Origin of the sequence: Gelidibacter algens (assembly GCF_001678675.1) — a bacterium.
Lineage (GTDB): Bacteria > Bacteroidota > Bacteroidia > Flavobacteriales > Flavobacteriaceae > Gelidibacter > Gelidibacter algens.
On record NZ_LZRN01000052.1, the window covers coordinates 1 to 22,109 of the forward strand.

17 protein-coding genes and 2 pseudogenes are annotated in these 22,109 nt (G+C 39.6%); 8 read left to right on the forward strand and 11 right to left on the reverse strand.

All coding sequences use genetic code 11. The features are described 5' to 3' along the window. Positions 1-116: 116 nt before the first annotated feature. Positions 117-2,031: pseudogene (gene dnaK / locus A9996_RS17030) on the reverse strand (molecular chaperone DnaK). A gap of 172 nt (positions 2,032-2,203) precedes the next feature. Between dnaK and A9996_RS17035 the strand changes: the two are divergent. The 7 genes and pseudogenes from A9996_RS17035 (at position 2,204) to A9996_RS17065 (ending at position 11,068) form a co-directional block, all read left to right on the forward strand. Continuing rightward, the gene (locus A9996_RS17035; protein WP_066437995.1) at positions 2,204-2,707 is read left to right on the forward strand and encodes a hypothetical protein; all 504 of its coding nucleotides are present in this window, start codon (positions 2,204-2,206) and stop codon (positions 2,705-2,707) included. Between the two features lie 466 nt (positions 2,708-3,173). Next, a complete protein-coding gene (locus A9996_RS17040; protein ID WP_066437997.1) occupies positions 3,174-4,598 on the forward strand; it encodes an L-serine ammonia-lyase in 1,425 nt (474 codons plus the stop codon). Positions 4,599-4,708: 110 nt separating this feature from the next. Then, positions 4,709-6,094: an SGNH/GDSL hydrolase family protein gene (locus tag A9996_RS17045; protein ID WP_083994003.1), complete on the forward strand. Its 1,386-nt coding sequence runs from the start codon at positions 4,709-4,711 to the stop codon at positions 6,092-6,094. Positions 6,095-6,178: 84 nt separating this feature from the next. Continuing rightward, positions 6,179-7,474, forward strand: coding sequence for a GDSL-type esterase/lipase family protein (locus A9996_RS17050; protein ID WP_066438000.1), 1,296 nt, complete (start codon positions 6,179-6,181; stop codon positions 7,472-7,474). After that, a pseudogene (locus A9996_RS17055) lies at positions 7,467-9,126 on the forward strand (MBOAT family O-acyltransferase). The gene A9996_RS17050 and the pseudogene A9996_RS17055 overlap by 8 nt, the downstream one beginning before the upstream one ends. Positions 9,127-9,257: 131 nt before the next feature. After that, positions 9,258-10,076 (forward strand): 3-methyl-2-oxobutanoate hydroxymethyltransferase, encoded by an 819-nt coding sequence (gene panB / locus A9996_RS17060; RefSeq protein WP_066438003.1) that lies wholly within the window; start codon positions 9,258-9,260, stop codon positions 10,074-10,076. Positions 10,077-10,360: 284 nt separating this feature from the next. Next, complete coding sequence (locus tag A9996_RS17065) at positions 10,361-11,068, forward strand: RluA family pseudouridine synthase (protein ID WP_066438005.1); 708 nt, start codon at positions 10,361-10,363, stop codon at positions 11,066-11,068. Between the two features lie 60 nt (positions 11,069-11,128). Here the strand turns inward: A9996_RS17065 and A9996_RS17070 are convergent, their stop codons facing one another. From A9996_RS17070 to A9996_RS17110, 10 genes are all read right to left on the reverse strand, one after another. Continuing rightward, a complete protein-coding gene (locus tag A9996_RS17070) occupies positions 11,129-11,959 on the reverse strand; it encodes a sensor histidine kinase (protein ID WP_066438009.1) in 831 nt (276 codons plus the stop codon). Continuing rightward, positions 11,935-12,339 (reverse strand): hypothetical protein, encoded by a 405-nt coding sequence (locus A9996_RS19725; protein ID WP_083994004.1) that lies wholly within the window; start codon positions 12,337-12,339, stop codon positions 11,935-11,937. The genes A9996_RS17070 and A9996_RS19725 overlap by 25 nt, the downstream gene beginning before the upstream one ends. Further along, positions 12,326-12,640: a hypothetical protein gene (locus tag A9996_RS19730; protein ID WP_157487239.1), complete on the reverse strand. Its 315-nt coding sequence runs from the start codon at positions 12,638-12,640 to the stop codon at positions 12,326-12,328. Before A9996_RS19730 ends, A9996_RS19725 begins: the two co-directional genes overlap by 14 nt. 6 nt (positions 12,641-12,646) lie before the next feature. Then, positions 12,647-13,150 carry a hypothetical protein gene (locus A9996_RS17080; RefSeq protein WP_066438011.1) on the reverse strand — a complete coding sequence of 168 codons (504 nt, stop codon included), beginning with the start codon at positions 13,148-13,150 and terminating at the stop codon, positions 12,647-12,649. A 183-nt stretch (positions 13,151-13,333) separates the two neighbouring features. Further along, on the reverse strand, positions 13,334-14,185 hold the full coding sequence (locus A9996_RS17085) for a 5-oxoprolinase subunit C family protein (protein WP_066438014.1): 852 nt from the start codon (positions 14,183-14,185) through the stop codon (positions 13,334-13,336). Next, positions 14,178-14,912, reverse strand: coding sequence for a 5-oxoprolinase subunit PxpB (pxpB, locus tag A9996_RS17090; protein WP_066438016.1), 735 nt, complete (start codon positions 14,910-14,912; stop codon positions 14,178-14,180). The genes A9996_RS17085 and pxpB overlap by 8 nt, the downstream gene beginning before the upstream one ends. A gap of 4 nt (positions 14,913-14,916) precedes the next feature. Continuing rightward, on the reverse strand, positions 14,917-15,654 hold the full coding sequence (gene pxpA / locus A9996_RS17095) for a 5-oxoprolinase subunit PxpA (protein WP_083994007.1): 738 nt from the start codon (positions 15,652-15,654) through the stop codon (positions 14,917-14,919). A gap of 436 nt (positions 15,655-16,090) precedes the next feature. Continuing rightward, complete coding sequence (locus A9996_RS17100; protein WP_066438017.1) at positions 16,091-17,308, reverse strand: Nramp family divalent metal transporter; 1,218 nt, start codon at positions 17,306-17,308, stop codon at positions 16,091-16,093. Continuing rightward, positions 17,301-18,419 carry a DUF2891 domain-containing protein gene (locus A9996_RS17105; protein ID WP_066438020.1) on the reverse strand — a complete coding sequence of 373 codons (1,119 nt, stop codon included), beginning with the start codon at positions 18,417-18,419 and terminating at the stop codon, positions 17,301-17,303. Before A9996_RS17105 ends, A9996_RS17100 begins: the two co-directional genes overlap by 8 nt. Positions 18,420-18,533: 114 nt before the next feature. Further along, entirely contained in the window at positions 18,534-20,072 is a 1,539-nt protein-coding gene (locus A9996_RS17110; protein ID WP_066438027.1) for a YifB family Mg chelatase-like AAA ATPase, read from the reverse strand. Positions 20,073-20,352: 280 nt separating this feature from the next. Between A9996_RS17110 and A9996_RS17115 the strand changes: the two genes are divergently transcribed. Then, entirely contained in the window at positions 20,353-21,822 is a 1,470-nt protein-coding gene (locus A9996_RS17115; protein WP_066438030.1) for an SLC13 family permease, read from the forward strand. The last annotated feature ends 287 nt before the right edge of the window (positions 21,823-22,109 follow it).

Below are 22,109 nucleotides of genomic sequence, written 5' to 3' on the forward strand. Positions count from 1 at the left end.
TAAACCAAAAAAACGACAACCTAAAAAAGGTTGCGTTTTTACTATTAAGATTCCTCGACAAGCTCGGAATAAGCGATTCACACAATCCCGATAGAATATCGTGATTGGTTCCCTGCTTACTTCACTTCTTCAAAATCAACGTCCTCAACATCACTGCCTTCATTGGACTGTCCATCTTTGCCAGCATCTCCAGAGTCAGGTCCTGGTTGTCCACCACCCTGAGCATCTCCTTGTGCTTTGTACATTTCTTCGCTAGCTACTTTCCAAGCTTCATTGATTTTCTCAAGAGCTGGGTCAATCACTGCGATATCTTTAGATTCAAAAGCTGTTTTCAATTCTTCAAGCGCTTCTTCAATTGGTTTTTTCTTATCATCAGATAATTTATCACCAAATTCTTTCAACTGACTTTCTGTTTGGAAAATCATTGCATCAGCAGCATTCAATTTCTCTGCTTTTTCTTTCGCTAGTTTATCAGCTTCAGCATTTGCTTCAGCATCAGCTTTCATCTTTTTGATTTCTTCTTCAGTCAATCCAGAAGACGCCTCAATACGAATATCTTGTGTTTTTCCGGTTGCTTTATCTCCTGCTGTTACGTGAATGATACCATTGGCATCAATATCAAACGTTACTTCAATTTGAGGTGTCCCACGTTTGGATGGCGGAATACCATCTAAATGGAAACGACCGATAGTTTTATTATCTGCTGCCATAGAACGCTCACCTTGCAATACGTGGATTTCCACTGAAGGCTGGTTGTCTGCAGCTGTTGAAAACACTTGTGATTTCTTAGTAGGAATCGTCGTGTTAGCTTCAATTAACTTGGTCATTACGTTACCCATGGTTTCAATACCAAGAGATAATGGCGTCACATCAAGAAGTAATACATCTTTCACATCTCCTGTCAATACACCACCTTGAATTGCAGCACCAACGGCAACTACTTCATCAGGATTTACACCTTTACTTGGCGCTTTTCCAAAGAATTTTTCAACAGCTTCTTGTACTGCAGGGATACGTGTTGATCCACCAACTAGAATAATTTCATCGATGTCATCTTTTGAAAGACCTGCTGCTTTCATTGCATTTTTACATGGCTCAATGGTACGTTTTACCAAATCATCAATCAATTGCTCAAATTTAGCTTTGGTCAACGTTCTTACCAAGTGTTTCGGTCCGCTTGCGGTAGCCGTTACATAAGGCAAGTTGATTTCAGTTTGTCCTGAAGATGAGAGCTCAATTTTTGCTTTCTCAGAAGCTTCTTTCAAACGTTGAAGCGCCATAGGATCTTTACGTAAATCGATATCTTCTTCTTTTTTGAACTCGTCAGCTAACCAATCGATAATTTTCTGATCTACATCATCACCACCTAAATGGGTATCTCCTTCTGTTGACAATACTTCAAAAACACCATCACCCAATTCAAGGATAGACACGTCATGCGTTCCTCCACCAAAGTCAAAAACAACAATTTTTTGGTCTTTTCCTTTTTTATTCCAATCCGTAAGCCAATGCAGCTGCGGTTGGTTCGTTGATGATACGTCGTACTTTTAAACCAGCAATTTCTCCGGCTTCTTTAGTTGCTTGACGCTGAGAGTCATTAAAGTAAGCAGGCACTGTAATAACTGCCTCCGTTACGGTTTGACCTAAATAATCTTCAGCAGTTTTCTTCATTTTTTGAAGAATCATTGCTGATAATTCTTGTGGTGTATATAGACGCCCGTCGATATCAACTCTTGGGGTGTCATTGTCACCTTTTACCACTTTATATGGTACACGTTCTGCTTCTTTTTTAGATTCAGAATATTTGTTTCCCATAAAACGTTTGATCGAATAAACCGTTTTTGTCGGGTTTGTTACCGCTTGACGTTTTGCTGGATCACCAACTTTAATTTCACCACCTTCTACAAAAGCAATGACAGATGGTGTAGTTCTTTTACCTTCTGCATTAGGAATTACAACTGGCTCGTTACCTTCCATTACCGAAACGCAAGAGTTGGTTGTACCTAAATCGATTCCAATTATTTTACTCATAATATATGTTTTGTGTTGAACTGTTAATTTTTATTTCTCTTTGTTTATGTCAATGACTGTGCCATGACAGAAAATATGACAAGGTGTCATTTATGTAAGAAACTTAAACCCATCTGTAACCGCTAAAAGAGAAACGATTCGTAATTTTGTGTATAACTTAAAACGAATTCACATGAAAAAGACCGTATCCTTATTAGTTTTAATAGCTATTTTATTGACCTCCTGCACAGGTGATCAAGGCCCTATTGGACCTCCAGGTCTTGATGGTATTGATGGGATTCCCATTGCCGCCTCGGCCTTTGAAATTGATGTAAATTTTAATGATGCCAATGAATTTTCAATTGCAGAGAATTACGGCTTTCAAGTGCTAATTTCTGATGTGACCCTTGTCTATATTTTATGGGAAACCAACAACGGGCAAAACATTTGGCGTTTGCTGCCACAGACTGTGACTTTTGACGATGGCAACTTGATATACAACTTCGATTTCACCCAAACTGATGTGCGTATATTTTTAGAAGGAACGACAAACTTTTCAACGTTAGATGCAGAGTGGACTCAAAACCAAGTTTTTAGAGTAGTTGTCATACCTGCCGATAATGTGGATGGTGTGGATCTTTCCAACATCAACGAAGTCATGAAGGCTAACAATATTGAACGTTTTGAAATAAAATAAGTTCAAAACAGCTCGCTTTTTAATAAAGGATGTTTTTACCACAATCTTTTGTCAGAATGTTTTTGCCTAATCGATAGAAAGGCGGATTTAAACTGACATTTTATGGTGATGTAAAAACATCCTTTCTTTTACCACTATTCGGTAATCAATTCCTAAAAACTTGAGTTTCAAATTTTCGGCAGGTTTTTTTATAAAACTTAAATTGTAATCCAGAACGCAATTTTGATTATTGCAAACCGAATATTTTCAAATCATTACTATTCGATTCTTGACTCGATTCTTTATTCTCAATAGGTTCTTCTTTCTTCATTGTTCATTGTTCATAAGAGTTTGATTTTTTTATGACTTCAACGCGCCTTTTTCCAAGATCCTCAACAAGATATCCCCACAATTTGTTTCTCCTTAAATCCAATTCTGTTTTGATATAAAAAGAGGCTATATTTGCGGCTCTAAATCGTTTTCGTCAATGGAGTGTATTTCTGTATTTGATATGTTAAAGATTGGTGTTGGCCCATCCAGTTCCCATACCTTGGGACCTTGGCGTGCGGCCGAGCGCTGGATTAAGGAATTGAAAGAGAGCAAAAAATTTGATAAGGTTGAAAGCATCACCGTTGATCTTTATGGTTCTTTATCATTAACCGGAAAAGGGCATGCTACGGATTATGCCGTGATGCTCGGCTTGTATGGCGCTGATCCTGAAAGAATTCCTACAGATACACTGGAAGCCATAATTGTATCGGTCAAGAACACGCATACGTTGATGTTCAACAATGAAATTGCCATTGCTTTTGATCCCAAAACAGACATTGTTTTTAATAGAAAATTTTTACCGTTTCATGCTAATGGCATGAAATTCACGGCGGTCATCAACGGCCGGAAGTCCAGTTCTACCTTCTACTCTATCGGTGGCGGATTTGTGGTCAAAGAAGAACGAAAGGTTTCAAAAAGGAATCAGAAAATTTTCAATAATACATTTCCTTATCCGGTCAGATTAGGTACAGAGTTGCTTGCTTTTTGTCACCAATTGAACTTGCCCATTTCAAGTGTGGTCTTAGAAAACGAAAAATCGATCAGAGATATGGACACGATCGATTTTGAATTGAAACGCATTTGGGACACGATGTTGGAATGTATGTACACCGGCTGTCATACCGAAGGCAATTTGCCTGGCGGATTAAATGTCAGACGCCGTGCCTATGACATGCACCAAACCTTGAAAGGTGACATGCCCTACAGCAATCCGCAGGAATGGTTGGAGACTATAAGACATACCGAAGTCAAGTTTAGACAAATCTTAAAATGGGTCAGCTGTTTTGCGCTGAGTGTCAATGAAGTCAATGCTGCTTTAGGCCGTGTCGTAACAGCACCTACTAACGGAAGTGCCGGCGTTATCCCGTCAGTCCTGATGTATTATTTGGTGATTGAAAATCATGAAGCCGATTTTGAGCACATCAAAAAATTCCTTTTGGTAGCTGGAGAGATTGGCAGTATTTTCAAGAAAAACGCCACTATATCAGCAGCCATGGGTGGGTGTCAGGCTGAAATTGGCGTGTCATCTTCAATGGCAGCAGCTGCCTTATGTGAGCTCTTAGGTGGTTCGCCAGAACAAGTGTTGATTGCCGCTGAAATTGCCATGGAGCATCATCTCGGAATGACCTGTGATCCTATTGGGGGCTTAGTTCAAATTCCGTGTATTGAACGTAATGCGATGGGTGCCATAAAGGCAATCAATGCCGCAGAATTGGCATTAGACACTGATCCGAAAAACGTGAAAGTACCGTTGGACAAAGTGGTGCAAACCATGTGGGAAACGGCAAAGGATATGAATACTAAATATAAGGAGACCTCTGAAGGTGGTTTGGCGGTTGGTGTGCATCTATCGGATTGTTAGAGATAAGTCCATCTAAATCTTCCTATCTTTTTTTTCGTTTCTGTTAATTTTTAAGATGATTTTAGTATTATATTTCGATCGCAAAAAAATGCCGTTCCCAAATACATTTCATGAGGTATTCGCCCTTTAAAATAGTCTTCTATATTGTTGCCACGCTGTTGGTATTATTGGGAGTGACTTTTTTAAGCAGCTCCAAGAAGCTTAATAATGATAAAACCCAAGAGGGCTTTTTTATAGGAGATATCAACATCAAATTTCCAACCCACCACAGTTTTCTTGACGACCAAAGTGAGAACCCTTCTAAAATTAAAAGCTTAGACAGTATTGTCAATAATATTGAAGGTTTGGTAAAAGACCTTGATAAAAATGCTACCGAATCCACGTCCAAAATCCCTGATTTTACAAAAATCGACACATCCAAAGTACAGCGCATAAAGTATCCCAATAACAAAAAAGCGTTTTTAGATGAGTTGCGTGAAAATTTACAAAGCGGCCGTTCTCGCATTATTCATTATGGCGATTCGCAATTGGAAGGCGACCGCATTTCTGGGTATCTGCGGAATCGCTTGCAAGGTCTCTATGGTGGTTCCGGTCCTGGCTTTGTGCCTATTGTTCAAGTGTATCAGCAAATTAGCGCCAATGTCACTCATTCTGATAACTGGACCCGACACGCCTATTTTGATCCTACACAAGAGAAATTTTTTCATAAAAAATACGGCGCTTATACCTCCCTATCGCGATTTACCGAGGCTTATGAAACTGTGGACAGTCTGTTGTTAGATTCCCTCAAATTACAAAAAGCCACCATTACCATTGGAATTCCCACCAGGTCTTACGGACTTTTAAGAACCTTCACTAAAATAGGGTTGCATTATGGACATGCAGTGGCTCCCACAACTGTAAAAGTTTATAATGACGGGGTTTTGGTAAAGTCTGAGAACTTGATTGCAGATGGCCTATACCATAAATTGGCCATAGACTTAGCAACTACCCCTTCCAATCTCAAAATTGAACTGGAAAGTAAAATAAGTCCAGATTTTTATGGACTTACACTAGACGGAAAGAGCGGAATTTCTTTAGACAACGTTGCCATGAGAGGCTCTTCAGGAACCGTTTTTGCAGGCAGCAATAGTGGCAATTTCCAACAAATGTACCAGCAATTACAGCCTAAACTGTTGATTTTTCAATATGGCGGTAATTCGGTGCCTTATCTTAAAGATTCATTGGAAGTCAAGGAATATGCCAGCTATCTCAAAAACCATATCAATTGGGTAAAGCGTAAAAGCGCAACTGCCAGCGTTATTTTTATTGGCCCGTCAGATATGACCACTAATGAAAATGGTCAAATGAAAACCTACCCTTTGCTCCCTTATCTCAACAAAACCTTAGAAGCCATGTGTATCGAAAATGGTATTGCTTTTTGGAGCATGTATGACGCCATGGGTAGGAAAAAATGCCATGCAGCATTGGGTAGATCAAGGTTTAGCAGCAAATGATTATACCCATTTTTCGCCCGCGGGCACTAAAATCATCTCCGAATTATTTTTTCTGGCCATGTATTTGGATTTAAACGATCAAAAATGAGAAACACCTTAGTAGCACTCTTTATAATATTTTCCACACCACTTTTCAGTCAGGATTATGTTCTGGACAGCCTTAAACCAAAATTTGGCCACCTGATCAATTTTGAAGCGAACACCTTTAAAATGGCAGAAAACTCCCCAACATTTCATCAGTTTTTTGCTAAAATGGATTCTATCTATAGCGGTAAAAAACAAAAGCTGCATGTGTTCCATATTGGTGGCTCGCATATTCAAGCGGATATTTATTCCAATAAAATAAGAACCTATCTCCAAAACACCAATACAGTTAGTCAAGGACAGCGTGGTTTTGTGTTCCCGTTTCATTTGGCACATACCAACAACCCCTCCAACTATCGCATTGAAGCCACAAAATCCAAATGGCAGGGCTATCGGTCTTCGGTAAGAAAAGACAGTATTGCTTGGGGATTGGCTGGAGTGACCGCTGCGTTTAGGGAGAAATCGGATACCATCACTGTCAAATCCAACTATCGAAACTACACCAATCAACCTTACGAATTCAACAAATTAAGAGTCTTTTATAATACTTGGAAATCAGATTACAACCTCACTGTGCTCAACCCTGAACTCGTCATTTCTGACACTCTCAATCGCGATAAAATGTATCGGGAGTTCCGTTTTAATAAATTGGTAGATGAAGTTGCCCTGTCTTTAGAATTAAATGACACCACCATAATAAATCCAGAATTTGCGTTGATGGGCATGGAATTTATGAACGATGATGACGGGATTGAATACACAAGCATCGGTGTTAATGGCGGGAGTTTTGCCTATTACAACAGGGCTGTTTATTTTGAAAAACAACTGCAACTTTATAAACCTGATTTATTCATCATCTCTATTGGCACCAATGATGCCTATATGCCAAAAAGTGAATTTGATGCCGAAAAATTTCGCGCTTATTATGAGGCGTTTATCCACATGATCCAACGCGTCAACCCAGATTGTGCCATTCTGCTGACCGTTCCTAATGACGATTATTACAAGCGAAGAATCCCCAACCCGAATACCGCGACCCAACAAAAAGTAATCATGGAGTTATCCAAAAAATATAACATGGCGGTGTGGGATTTATACGAAATTATGGGCGGCCTTGGTTCTTCAAACAAATGGTATCAAAACAAATTAATGCCTCGGGATCGCATTCATTTTACCCAATTGGGTTATAGCCTTAAAGCCGATTTATTTATGGACGCCCTAATTGACGCATGGGCACGATCAACCGATAGAAACAAAGAAGAATTGTTGAAGCACTATAAAACATTGAATGAATAGGCTGCTCGATATTTTTACGTTTTCGGAAGATTATCCGCTGATTTTTACCCAAGCAAATTTTTGGATATTTTTTGCCGTAGCCTATTTTTTGTTCGCGCTTGTTTATAAAAAAATTGCACTGCGCAATTCGTATCTCTTTCTTATTTCTCTTTTCTTTTATTATAAAACTAGCGGACTCTTTATTGGCATTCTTATTTTTAGTACGCTCGTTGATTTTATAATCGGTAGAAGCATCCACAAAAGCGAACAGCAAACCAAACGTTACATTTTGGTCACCTTAAGCGTCATCATCAATTTAACGGTATTGTGTTATTTTAAATACGCTTACTTTTTTACGGATTCATTCAATATGCTGTTCCATACCAATCACGAAGTTGTCAATTGGGTGGCACATTGGGGAAATGGTTTTAATGATCAGAATTATTTCACGGTAGATAAAATCATTCTTCCCGTAGGCATTTCTTTTTACACCTTCCAAACCATCAGTTACAGCGTTGATATTTTTAGGAGAAAATTAGTGCCATTAAATTCCCTTCTCGATTTCGGGTTTTATGTCAGTTTCTTTCCGCAATTAGTGGCTGGACCGATTGTCAGGGCAGAGAACTTCGTGCCCCAAATCTCCCAACCTACGGTGATCACCAAATCAGATTTTGATGCCGGAACCTTTATGATTTTGAAAGGCTTGATCAAGAAAATGATTTTTGCCGATTTTATAGCCATGCACTTCCTAGACCGCGTGTTTGATGCGCCCGAAATGTTTTCAGGTTTCGCCAATGTGATGGCCATGATTGGTTATTCGCTTCAAATTTATGGCGATTTTTCTGGCTATACTGATATTGCCATCGGATTGGCGCTATTGATGGGCTTCAAGCTGCCCATCAACTTTAATGCGCCTTATAAAGCCACCAATGCGGGCGATTTCTGGAAACGTTGGCACATTTCGCTCTCCACATGGTTGCGTGATTATTTATATATTCCATTAGGTGGGAATCGAAAGGGCACCTTGGCGTCCTATATTATTTTAAGTGTCATGGTATTGGGCGTGCTCTATGGGTATCAAGACATGTGGGTTGTATCTCTCGTTCTGGGTACTGTACTTCTAATTTATATTTTGTCGCTTTTTTAATACGACCATAAAAAATCAAATCAATACCAATATCAACCTCATGTTAACTATGTTGATTGGTGGTTTGTGGCATGGCGCTTCATGGAAATTCGTCATTTGGGGTGGACTCAATGGACTGGGGATTGTGGTTTACAAACTCTGGCGAAAAGTGAGTCCGTATGAAGCCAACAACCAATGGTACGCACGTTGGTGGAAGATTTTAGTGACCCTTACTTTTATCACGTTTACACGGATTTATTTTAGAGGTGAAAGTATGGACCATATTGCGCGTTGGTACAATCAGGTAATCTACCACATGGATTGGCATTATGCTTGGGATATTTTGGTGCACTACCAAATGGTGTTTTGGGTCATGCTTTTAGGCTATGTCACCCACTGGTTGCCAGAATCTACAAAAGCAAAAATTGAAGGTGTCTATTCTAAAAGTCCAGGAATTGCCAAAGTCATGATTGCCGCTAGTGTAGGCATTATCTGTTATCAGGCTTTTTCTACAGATTTCCAGCCTTTTATATATTTTCAGTTTTAAAACCCGTGCCATTATAATGTATGAAGATATTTGGTATGTTTCGTTTCTATAAAGTCTATCTGGGGTTTTCCCTCTAAATAGGACTACATTTAAATAATCTCACTATTTTTACGTGATTAAAACAAAAAACTATGTCTGTAGCAAAAAGAGACTATAAAAGAATCACCGTGAAAACCTTGGTGGACATGAAAGCCAATGGCGAAAAAATATCAATGCTTACCGCGTATGACTATACCATGGCAAAAATTGTTGATGGTGCAGGTGTGGATGTGATTTTGGTGGGTGATTCGGCAAGTAATGTGATGGCAGGTCATGAAACGACCTTACCTATTACCTTAGATCAGATGATTTATCATGCTGCCGGTGTTGTGCGTGCCATTGAACGGTCTTTGGTGGTGGTCGATTTACCTTTTGGAAGTTACCAAAGTGATCCAAAGGAAGCCTTACGCTCTGCTATCAGGATCATGAAAGAAAGCGGCGGGCATGCCGTAAAATTGGAAGGTGGTAAAGAAGTCAAGGAATCTATCAAAAGGATCTTGAATGCTGGAATTCCGGTGATGGGCCATTTGGGACTCACGCCACAATCTATTTATAAATTTGGAACCTACACCGTTAGAGCCAAAGAAGATGAAGAAGCCGACAAACTTAAGGAAGACGCATTAATGCTTGAAAGGATAGGCTGTTTTGCTATTGTTTTAGAAAAAATTCCTGCAAAATTGGCCAAAGAAGTGGCTGAAAGCATTTCCATTCCGGTCATTGGTATTGGTGCAGGCAATGGAGTGGACGGACAAGTGCTTGTACTTCACGACATGTTGGGAATGACCCATGAGTTCCACCCACGTTTCTTGCGCAGATATATGAACCTTTATGAGGATATGACGAGTTCAATTTCACAATATGTGAAAGATGTGAAAGCAGTGGAGTTTCCAAATGATGAGGAGCAGTATTAGTCCCTATTGTCCTTCGGACATTTCCCCGAAGGGGAAAAAAGATTGTTCCGGTGTATCGTAAATTTTAAATTCCAAGTTGACGATTGGTGATTTAGTATTCCAGAAGCTTCAATAGTGTCGAAAAAAATCAGTACAAATCAGTACAATCAGCGTTATCAGCGTTCCATTGAAAAAGTAATCATCCGTTTCAAATATGTTCCTGAGATTTCGGGTGCATCTAAAAAAAATCAGTGCAAATCATTACAATCAGCGTCATCAGCGTTCCATTGAAAAAGTAATCATCCGTGACTAAAATACTCTCCAACAGAAACAACCTTCAGGTCATTTACGAAGACAATCACCTCATCATCGTTAACAAACGTGCGGGTGATATCGTTCAAGGTGATAAAACCGGAGACGAACCTTTGAGTGAGGTAGTCAAATCATATATTAAGGAGAAATACAACAAACCCGGAAACGTTTATTTGGGCGTGGTCCACCGGTTGGACCGACCGACCACAGGCGTGGTCATGTTCTCAAAAACAAGTAAAGCTTTACCCCGATTGAACAAAATTTTCGCAGATAAAGAAGCAAAAAAAACCTATTGGGCACTCGTAAAACAAATGCCTCCAAAAACTGAGGATACCCTAATCCACTGGTTAAAAAAAAATCCGAAGAACAATAAATCTACAGCCTACACCAAGGAAATTCCGGATGCAAAAAAAGCCATACTTCATTATAAAGTCCTTAAGAATTTGGATAATTATTATTTGATTGAGGTGGAACTGGAAACAGGAAGGCACCATCAAATCCGCGCGCAATTGTCAAGTATTGGCAGTCCCATCAAAGGCGATTTGAAATATGGTTTTGACCGAAGCAATCCAGATGCGAGTATTCATTTACATGCCCGGGAACTGTCGTTTATCCATCCGGTTTCTAACGATAAAATTCACGTCATCGCCCCTTTACCTGATGAGCCACTTTGGAAGGCATGCCTAGAAAATAGAAGCTAGATCGCTTCGCTGCTAGAACAAAGACTTAAAAGGTCAAGATTTGTAATCTAAAAGATTCAATTATAACAGCTCTTTTGCCTTTAAGGCACGTGCCGCAATAGGGTAGACAATACTCAGTTGTGTCCCGTGATCAGGTTGGGAAATTAAACTGAAGGTTGACTCCACCAGCTCTGCCCTATTTTTCATATTCAATAGTCCTGAACTATCCTTTAAATCATCCATCAAAAACCCGACGCCATCATCTGTAGCATTGATGAGCAGCTGCTCTTGCTTATAATCCAATGAAATGGTTAGTTTACTTGCATTGGAATGTTTGACGGTATTGGAAATAAATTCCTGTAAAATTCGGAATAAAATAATGCCATCCTTTTTATTCCCAAACGCTACTACATCACCGTCCACAGCAAATGCTGCAGTTATTAATTTCATCCGGTTGAGACGTTCAATTTCATACAGTATTGATTCTGAGAATCCTCTCTTTTGAATCACATCCGTATTTAGAGATTTAGATAAGGCTCTGACTTCACCCAAACTTTCTTTGATTATTTTTTGGGTTTCGAGGTAGGGTTCTTTAATGTCATCTGCTATTTTGACACCCAGCATGCCCATTTGCATACTCGCTAATGACAGCAATTGCCCAATATTATCATGAAGTTCCTGACCGATGTATTTAAGCGTCTGTTCTTGAATTTCCTCACTGGTTTTGGCTACCGTTTCCTCAAATTGTTTTTGTTGTTTTATTTTATCCAATAAGAGCTTGTTCTTTCGTTTTTGGAATACAATAAAAAAGACAATAACAAGTGTTGTTACAATCACCAATATGGCAATCATATAAATCAACAAATACCTTTGGGCATCTGTACTAATCAGTCGTTCTGTGGTTTGCACCATAACAAAGCAAAGCTAAAGGATAAATACATAAACATATTGGCAAACAAATAAATTTGCCATTTTAAAAGAATAAAATTCCAATCGGCAGTTGAAAAATAGATGTCATAAAAGATTAATGGCGTGGTAATCAAAAACCAAATTAAAATGACTGCACTAATCCAAAAATAGATAGATTTATAAAAGGTCAATACCTTGTCACTTTCTAAAACCTCAATAAAATAGAGAAAAACGGATCCTAGAATAAGAAAGGAACCAGCTACAAATATTGCAATACGATATTCAGTATTATGGGATTGAAAATGAAATGCAAATTGCGCAATGGATCCTATCAAGAAAAAGAGTATCGCATATTTTAAAATACTTTTTTTACGTAGAATCATTCAAGATTCTTCGAAAAAAAGTCGTGTAGAATAGTGTACTTCCCATGCCCCAGAAGACAGTATACCACAAATAATTATTTTCTACAGCAGTACCTTTTATAAGATCAGAAATACCCCAACTTTTAAAATACTTTGGATAAACTCCAAGAAAGTCAATAATAATGGCATAAACCAAAAAAAAGATGAAATATTTTACAGCCGTTGATTTGTATTTTCTGTAGGAAACCATTCCTGAAATTACTGCCAATAGCTCAACAGAATGGGTCAATAGAGTGTAATTCTGTTTTAAAAACTCCTCCATGTTATTTTACTGAGGATAACTGGCGCTTGGAGGTATTCCATCTCCTCCCATATTTAAGCCTCCGCCTCCAGGAATATCTTCACTTCCGAGTTGCATAGAGAAATTAAACATGGAAGCATCTGCTTTGTAAGCTTTTCCTGTTGGAATAAAAAACATGGTGGTATAACCCGCTTCTCCGTTCTGATCAGGATGTGCTCCTAAATAAATGCGCACGCCGTTCATGGTATAGCCTAATTCTTTAGCTTCGTTTTCAGCATAGGTAAGATAATCCCTAACGTCAGCCAGTCCATACCAAGATGAACGGTTATCGCCTCCTTTTCTGGTCACAATAGAATCACTGATCAATTGGTACCTTGGGGTATAAGCGGCGTCCAAGATTTTAGCTTGGTCAGGGGTAATGAGGCCTTTGGGAGCGTTTATTGCAAGCTCTGCATTGGGCTGGCAACAATAGAAATACATGGCCAATGCGCCAAGAAGTACGCCTACAATAAGTAGTAAGAAATTTTTCATAATGGGTTGGTTTGTTTGTTTGGTGGCTGAAATTATAGAAATTTTGGAAATAAACTGTTAAATACAGTGTTGAAATTCAAAAATGCTGCTTTTAAGACTCAAGAATTCCAAAGATAAACAGCCCTTTGTATCTTTTAGATTAATGCTAATTATGGACGCCGAGGCCTTTATACTATCAAAATCTTAATAGTTCAAAATATTAAAACGAAACTTATCCCCTGGCGTTTTTTGAGATAAACGGTTGATAGACATTTCAGAAAGTTGAAGAATTCTAGGATAACCTCCAGTAGTTTGACAATCGCGCATCAATACCATTAATTGCCCAGAAGGTGTGAGCTGGATTGTTCCAGGAAGCACCGCTGAGGTTAAAATAGGGTGTAAGTCGTTTGGCAGACCTTCTTGCAATTGATAGGCCATACGGTTACTGTCTTTCGTAATTGTAAACGTCGTGCTCAATAATTGCTGTTTTTGGTCTGCGGAAAGCAATGCAAACTCAACACCTTTAAAAACCTCGAGTATTAAGGTTTCAGAATGCGCTTTTGGTGTTTTCACGATGGCGTTAGCCACTTTAGCCGGCACTGGTACCGTCCTGATTTTTAAAACATCGCCAGTTTTTAAACGTTCCTGCGTGGTAATCATTCTATAAAAACTCCGACTCTCCATCACTTTTTCAGATTGGAATCCGCCCAACACTGCCAAATAGCCTCTAAAACCCAATTCCCTTTTCCCAAAGGACAGCACATCATCTTTTTTTATGAGAACATACCTGTTATTTTCAATGGGCTCTTTGTTGATTTTAGCTTGACATTCCATACCGGTTAAGCAAATGGCAGTCTCAATACAGAACTTTAAAGTGGGCCCTAGTAAGGTAAACTCGAGTACCGCCGCCTCTTGCTCATTCCCTAAAATAGCATTGGCCAATTTAGCCGAGTACTGATCCATCGCACCAGACATGGGCACGCCAAATTGCTGCACGCCAACACGTCCCAAATCTTGAATACTGTCAAACAAACCTGATTTTAGTACCTCAACCATCGTTTACCTCACTTTCTATATTGTAAGTTCCATTTTGAACCTCCACTAAAATTTCTTGATGCGTTTTAAAATCGACAGCCATAAACTGAATGCGATCTCCGGCATTTGCGAAACATGGCGTTTCTAAATCGGAATTGAAAAAGTTTAAGGGTGAATTCCCGATGATGTTCCACCCGCCCGGACTTGCATTGGGGTAAACACCTGTTTGCTCCCCACCAATCGCCACTGCCCCTTTCTCGACATGCTGTCTCGGACTTTTTATTCGTGGCATAAATAAGCGTTCATTCAAGCCACCTAAATATAAAAACCCGGGGAGAAATCCGATAAAATAGACGTTGTAAACGGCATCAACATGTAATTTTATAATTTCTGAAGGTGATAATTGCTTTTCGTTTGAAATCTCCTCTAAATCCAACGCAAAATGACAATCGTAACACGCCGGGATTTTCCAAAGCTTCGAGTCTTGTTTTTCTAAGTTTTGCCTAGAGGCATATTTCGTTTTTAAGAATGTTATCTCAGATTCAAAATTTGAGATATAATCCCTGTAGGTAATTAAAATTGAACTGTAGGCATTGGTGATTTGAAGGATTGACGAATGCTCTGAGTTCAACAAATTATTTTTAAATGCGAGCATATCAGCAAGAATTTCAGGCGCAATCTTTTGTGGCCATTGTACTAAGATGGATGCTTCTGAAAAACGCTTATATGTGAGTTGATAATTGGTCAAAATTTTATAAAATCTGAATCCCTTTTTTGATTAATCGCTCAGTGAGGATTTTTAGATGCTGTGCAGCTTGAGGCTGATCGCCATGCATACACATCGTATCTGCTTTTATGTTTTTTTCTGTGCCGTTGATGGTCTTGACGTGATGGTGCAGAATCATATTAAGGACGTGCTTGCATATCTGCTCTGCATCTTCAATAAGTGCGTTGGGTTGTGTTCTTGATACCAACGTCAAATCGTCATTGTAATTTCTATCTGCAAAAGCTTCAAAAACAACGGTAATATTCGCGTCTTCTGCCTTTTTAGCGATTAAAGATCCGTAAGGTGCATAAAGTTTAGTACCATCAAAATGTTTCATTAAATCAATGATGATTTCTGCGTAAGCGTTATCCGTATTGGCAAGATTATATAGTGCGCCATGGGGTTTGATGTGATGCAAGCTTCTGTTTTCATTTTCCAACACTTTTAAAAGACTGTTGACCTGTGTTTTTAAGGACACCAATAAATCATCACTTGAAATATCCATTTTTAGTCTTCCAAAGTTTGCTTTATCAGGAAATGACGGATGCGCGCCAATCTTGACCTGATGCTTTTTCGCGAGTTTTACAACGGAGGTCATCGTGGACTCATCTCCCGCATGTCCGCCACAGGCAATACTACAGGAGGACAGAAACGGCATTAATTGTGTTTCGTTGTTGACGCCTTCACCAACATCTGCGTTGAGATCTATTGTTTTGTTTGACACGAATTTTAGTGATTTATATGGATGCTATCATTCAAATTTAGTAATTTTTTTATCTATGGAACGCAGATGACGCTGATTTAATGATTTACACTGATTTGTTTTTACACATGACTTAAACCTATCATTTAGTGGAATTTGGAATTTTCCATTTGGAATTTTGTAGTCTTCGCGTCTCTGCGCCTTTGCGAGCCCCTATATCACCTTAACCAACTTCTGCGTTGAGATCTATTGTTTTGTTTGACTCTTATTTTAGTGATATTACTGGAATTTGGTTTTCAATTGTTGGACTTCTTAGTTTTTAGAACGCAGATGACGCTGATTTAATCGATTTACAGTGATTTGTTTTTGCACATGACTTAAACCTATCATTTAGTGGAATTTGGAATTTTCCATTTGGAATTTTGTAGTCTTCGCGTCTCTGCGACTTTGCGAGCCCCTATATCACCTTCAAAATACTCTTCGCTCCCAAAAATATAGCAACTCCTAATATGACAATTCCAATTATATTTTGAACCAAGGTATTTTTATACTTCCCTAAAATACTGGATTTATTCATTACCCACAATAAAAACGCGGCGATTACGGGTAACAACAAGCCATTAGTGATTTGTGCAAATTTGATAATTTCAATCGATTTAAATCCGATAGATGAAAATAAAACACCCAAGCCCAAGATAAACATCCAAACCGCTCTAAATTGTTTTGACTTCATGCTGGTAGACCAACCCAAACATCCCGTTGCCACAAAAGCTGCGGCCAATGGCGCTGTGATGGCACTGGTTATTCCTGCGGCAAAAAGACCGATCCCCAAAAAATATTTGGCAAATCTCCCGAATAAAGGTTCTAAGCCCTTGGCTAAATCAGCAGCACTTGAAATATGTTGCGTTTCAATGGCCGCGGCAGAAATAATAATGCACATGGAAACAATTCCTCCCAAAGCAACAGCGATGATCGTATCTTTTCTTGCAAATTTTAAATCGGTTTCATGATGCCATTTCTCTTTCACCAAGGAGGCATGTAGAAACAAATTATAGGGCACAACGGTGGTGCCAATCAAGCCAATAATCGTCAGCAAATTTTCCTCGGACACTTTAGGCATGAAAAGTCCGCTGAAAATAGCAGAAAGATCAGGTTTAGTAATGATTGCCGTTAATAGAAATGCTAGACTCATCAAAATAACCAAAAACACGAGTACTTTCTCCAAAACTTTATAATTCCCCACATACAACACAACAAATGCAACCAAACCGATAGTAATGCTGAGCACATTCAAATTAAAACCTGCTATGGACACAAAAGGATTCCCAACAATAGTTTCCAAGCCCAACACGCCACCGCTAATGTTTCCAGCTTCGTAAGCCGCATTACCAATGACAATTGCAGAGAGAATGAGTAAAATGGTCAACCCTCTGACAAGAGGGTTTTTGATTTCGGTTCTTATGACTTCGGAGAGTCCTTTTTGAGTAATTAACCCTAAGCGCGCTGACATTTCTTGTAGCACGATGGTTGCCATTATAGACAGACCCATGGCCCACAGTAAAGCAAATCCGAAATTGACACCCGCTAATGTGCATACGGTTACGGTTCCAGGACCTATAAAAGCAGCGGCAACTAAAGGACCCGGACCAATATTCTTGAACCAGTTTTTAATCACGTGCTACCGTATTTAAAGCATAAATGGCAAAACTGCCCAACCAATGCCCACCTTCATAACTATCACCTACAATACTTGGCAAAGAATATTTAATGTGTGCGTTGGCAATGTTTTTGAGATGTTCATATTCAGGTAAATCCTTTGCAATTTCATATAAACTCCACGCTCTTGAAAAATTGACACCATCTAAATGCACCAATTTCCCATCGGTTCTATCACTTACTTTTCCAGTTTCCAGAGTAAAGTTTTTGTCTTTTAATGCCGGTAGAAAATCGGCCAACCAAGTTTTAAATTCTTCTTTGGGAAGGACACGTTTCATCAAGGCCGCTTCCTCAAAACAGGGCGATAGGAAATCAAAGCCACTGGGCTCCCAAGTTAGCGGACAATTGGCATCTGTCAAATAAAAATCCTTAGAGCGCTGAACAATTAGGGATTTGAGTATCTCATCTCCAACAGCTTTGGCATAATCATAAGCAAACGAAAGTCCGAAAGCTGTATTGGGATGCTCCCCAACGCGGATGGGATAATTGAGTTTTGGCAAAAATTCAAGGTATTTATCCACAATCAAATTAGTTAAAGGCTGTAAATTAGATTCCAGTTCCCTGGCAATTGGGGCATCCCAAGTGTGCAATTCTTCAGCCAGTTTCAATACCCACGCCCAACCGTAAGTTCGCTCATAAGTTGTGTTATGCTTCCCGAAAAAGTAGCTGACTTCGTTTTCAATGTGTTCTTTAGAGATGTTTTGCAAGAGCATTTGCTCGATGTCTTCTTTCTTATTGAGTTCCGGAAACTGCTTCAGTAAACTCACCAAACTCCAATGGCCATGAACAGCGGAATGCCAATCAAAACAGCCATAAAAAGCGGGATGAAGCGTTTTGGGTTCTTTCAAATCGTCACTACTGCCAATGGTTTGACCGAGTTTGTTGGGATATTCGGTTTGGATGCAGTTGATTGGTAATTCTGCCAACCGGTTGGCTTCTTCCAAATGAAGGGTTGGAGCTTTGACTTGTGCGATATTGGAAGGTTTTGTGGCGTTAGTTTCTTTTTTTTCTTCGGATGAGTTACAAGTGAATAGGAATAGGCATGGAATTATGTAGAATGTTGATTTCATTATGATGATTTATGTGTTTTAATATTTGAGGATTAGGCTTTTTATTTATAATTCCGAAGCATCGGGACTGCCTTTACTTCGACAAGCTCAGCAACCACGCAGGAATTTGGAGGACTAACCCAACCAGCCTTCTCTATCCAAACTTCTGTATTGAATAGCTTCACTAATATGAGCACCTTTTAAATCTTCAACACCTTCCAAATCGGCAATGGTTCTGGATACTTTTAAAATGCGGTCGTAAGCTCTTGCCGATAAATTCAAACGTTCCATAGCTGTTTTTAAAAGGTTTTTGGAAGCATCATCCAAAATACAATACTGGCGTATTTGCTTGCTGCTCATTTGCGCATTATAATGTACGTTTTGGTTTTCTTCAAAGCGTTTTGTTTGGCGCTCCCTGGCAAAAGTGACTCGTTTTCTGATATCTATGGAGGCTTCGCCTTTGCGCTCGTCTGATAACTTTTCAAAAGGCACGGGCGTCACTTCAATATGAATGTCAATCCTGTCCAAAAGCGGTCCTGAAATTTTACTTAAATAACGTTGCATTTCTGCAGGCGATGAGGTCACTGGTGCATTAGGATCATTGAAATACCCACCCGGACTAGGGTTCATGCTTGCTACCAACATAAAAGATGACGGATAGGTCACCGTAAATTTAGCTCTTGAAATGGTGACTTCCCGATCTTCCAAAGGTTGACGCATCACTTCCAAAACATCGCGCTTGAATTCTGGTAGTTCGTCCAAAAAAAGAACGCCGTTATGTGAGAGGGAGATTTCTCCGGGTTGTGGGTAACTGCCACCGCCGACTAAAGCGACATTGCTAATTGTGTGGTGTGGGCTCCTAAACGGCCGTTGCGACATCAAGCCTGTGTTGTCCTTAACTCGACCTGCCACCGAATGAATCTTTGTAGTTTCCAAGGCTTCGCGCATCGTCATGGGCGGCAGAATACTTGGCAAGCGTTTGGCCAACATGGTTTTTCCTGCACCCGGAGGCCCGATCAAAATAATATTATGTCCACCAGCAGCTGCTATTTCCATACAGCGTTTGATGGATTCCTGACCTTTGACATCCGAGAAATCGAATTCCGGAAAATCTAAATTCTTATAAAATTCTTCTTGAACATTAATTATGGTACGCTCAATCGGTTCGTTTTTATCGAAAAAATCAATCACCTGTTTAATGTTTTCAACGCCGTACACTTCCAGATCAGAAACGATGGCGGCTTCTTTGGCATTTTGCATCGGGAGAATAAAACCTTTGTAGCCTTCTTCTTGCGCTTTTATGGCTATAGGCAAGGATCCTTTGATTGGCTGCAAGTTGCCATCCAAGGACAATTCGCCCATAATGAGATACTCTTCTAATTGTTCAGCATGAATTTGTCCTGTTGCTGCCAAAATACCAATCGCCAAGGTGAGGTCATAACTAGAGCCTTCTTTACGTAAATCGGCGGGTGACATGTTGATGATGATTTTTTTGCCCGGAATTTTAAAACCGTTATTTTGAAGTGCCGCCGCAATTCGGAAGTTACTTTCCTTAATGGCATTGTCCGGAAGTCCAACCAAATGATATCCCACTCCGTTATCGACATTGACCTCAACAGTTATTGTCGTGGCCTCAACGCCAAAAACGGCACTTCCGAAAACTTTTTTGAGCATAATCGATTGGTTTTGTTAAATGTAGGAAGAATGCCTTTAACTTCAAAACGGAATATAGAGATCGGAGGAATTAACTGAACGTTGGTTTTTCATATTGAATTAGGGATGTGATTAATTAGAATAGTTGATGGTGGAAAACACCAAGAAAAGCTTTAGTTGTTGGTGGAAAACACCAACAACGGCTTGAAAACACCAACAACGGCTTGAAATAAAGGAATACATCTCAAATTTTCCCGGTAAATTTCAAAAAAGTATATCTTAGTGGCATCAACCTAACTTTATGAGCAACATCAAACGCATCGGTTTCCTTTTAGGTCCGTTGGCTTTTATCCTAATCTTATTATTTTTTAAACCTGAAGGTCTTTCTCCGGAAGCTCGGGCCATACTGGCATCCACAGCTTGGGTGGCCATTTGGTGGATTACTGAAGCCATTCCAATTGCGGTGACGGCTTTGTTGCCCATTGTACTTTTTCCTTTATCTGGCGGACTCGATTTAGGAACCACAACTGAGTCCTTCGGGCATAAATACATTTTTCTATATATGGGCGGATTTATCATAGCCATCGCCATTGAAAAATGGAACCTCCACAAACGAATTGCGCTCAACATCATCAATTTTATAGGCTCTGATATCAAAAAGATCATTCTCGGATTCATGGTAGCAACGGCGTTTTTGAGCATGTGGATTTCCAATACAGCCACTTCCGTGATGATGCTGCCTATTGGGATTGCGATCATTACACAACTCAAGGACAACCCGAATACCATTGAAAATGAAACAAATATCTTTGGGAAAGCCTTGATGCTCGCCATTGCTTATAGCGCTTCTATAGGCGGAATTGCGACGCTAATAGGAACACCTCCCAATTTGGTCCTGGCCGGTGTGGTTTTAGATACCTATGGTTATGAAATTACCTTTTTGCAGTGGTTTATGTTCGGGTTTCCAATTTCAGTTTTGTTACTTTTTATCTGTTGGAAATATTTGACGTCTTATGCCTTTAGTTTTAAGCAGAAGGAATTCCCAGGTGGCAAAGCAGAAATCAAGCGCTTGTTGAACTTACTTGGAAAGATTAGTTATGAAGAAAAAATGGTGGCCGTGGTATTTGGAGCCACCGCATTCTTTTGGATTACCCGCTCCCTCCTCTTTGATAAATTAATTCCGGCATTGGATGATACCATAATTGCTATCTCTTTTGCTATTGTGTTGTTCTTGATTCCTTCAAAAGATAAAAAACAAAAATTGATGACTTGGGAAGATGCCGTCAAACTCCCTTGGGGCATTATTTTACTTTTTGGTGGTGGGATGGCCATTGCCAGCGGATTTGAATCAAGCGGACTAGCGGTTTGGTTAGGCAATCAGATGACCACGTTTGCGGGCTTGACTACAATTATTCTGATACTTTTGCTGATTGCAGCCGTCAACTTTTTAACAGAAATTACCTCCAATTTAGCAACCACTGCCATGCTATTGCCGGTATTGGCACCCATGGCGTTGACGGTAGATATTCATCCTTTCGTATTAATGGTTGGTGCTGCCGTGGCTGCATCCTGTGCATTTATGTTGCCGGTAGCGACGCCTCCAAATGCGGTAGTTTTTGGGTCTGGTTATCTACGGATTCCAGATATGGTGAGCAAAGGGTTTGTGATGAATATCATTTCGATTATTATCTTGACCTTGTTTGTGTATTTTGTTTTGCCTGTACTTTGGGATTTGACGGTGGAAGGGTTTCCGGAGGATTTGAGAAGGTAATTATTATTTTGACACAGAACTGCCTTACGGTAGGCAGGTTACAAAGATTTTCACGAATTTAATTCGTACCAACTTTGCGCCTCCGCGCCTCTGCGAGAAACTAGAAATTTAATTATTGGTGCTTTCCAATAGAACGCCGATGACACTGATCAAGCAGATAATCACTGATTTTTACTGATTTTTTAGACACAGATTACACAGATTCTCACGGATTCAATACGTAACAACTTGCGCCTCCGCGCCTCTGCGAGAGATCTGAGAGAGATTAGTAAATTTAATTATTGGTG

Excerpts from the sequence above, each read along its gene's own strand:
- panB (WP_066438003.1), top strand. The coding sequence starts at position 9,258 with ATGTCTGTAGCAAAAAGAGACTATAAAAGAATCACCGTGAAAACCTTG.
- A9996_RS19725 (WP_083994004.1), bottom strand. The coding sequence starts at position 12,339 with ATGATTCTACGTAAAAAAAGTATTTTAAAATATGCGATACTCTTTTTC.
- A9996_RS17050 (WP_066438000.1), top strand. The coding sequence starts at position 6,179 with ATGAGAAACACCTTAGTAGCACTCTTTATAATATTTTCCACACCACTT.
- A9996_RS19730 (WP_157487239.1), bottom strand. The coding sequence starts at position 12,640 with ATGGAGGAGTTTTTAAAACAGAATTACACTCTATTGACCCATTCTGTT.
- A9996_RS17070 (WP_066438009.1), bottom strand. The coding sequence starts at position 11,959 with ATGGTGCAAACCACAGAACGACTGATTAGTACAGATGCCCAAAGGTAT.
- A9996_RS17115 (WP_066438030.1), top strand. The coding sequence starts at position 20,353 with ATGAGCAACATCAAACGCATCGGTTTCCTTTTAGGTCCGTTGGCTTTT.
- A9996_RS17105 (WP_066438020.1), bottom strand. The coding sequence starts at position 18,419 with ATGAAATCAACATTCTACATAATTCCATGCCTATTCCTATTCACTTGT.
- A9996_RS17080 (WP_066438011.1), bottom strand. The coding sequence starts at position 13,150 with ATGAAAAATTTCTTACTACTTATTGTAGGCGTACTTCTTGGCGCATTG.
- A9996_RS17110 (WP_066438027.1), bottom strand. The coding sequence starts at position 20,072 with ATGCTCAAAAAAGTTTTCGGAAGTGCCGTTTTTGGCGTTGAGGCCACG.
- A9996_RS17035 (WP_066437995.1), top strand. The coding sequence starts at position 2,204 with ATGAAAAAGACCGTATCCTTATTAGTTTTAATAGCTATTTTATTGACC.
- A9996_RS17045 (WP_083994003.1), top strand. The coding sequence starts at position 4,709 with ATGAGGTATTCGCCCTTTAAAATAGTCTTCTATATTGTTGCCACGCTG.
- A9996_RS17040 (WP_066437997.1), top strand. The coding sequence starts at position 3,174 with ATGGAGTGTATTTCTGTATTTGATATGTTAAAGATTGGTGTTGGCCCA.
- A9996_RS17085 (WP_066438014.1), bottom strand. The coding sequence starts at position 14,185 with ATGGTTGAGGTACTAAAATCAGGTTTGTTTGACAGTATTCAAGATTTG.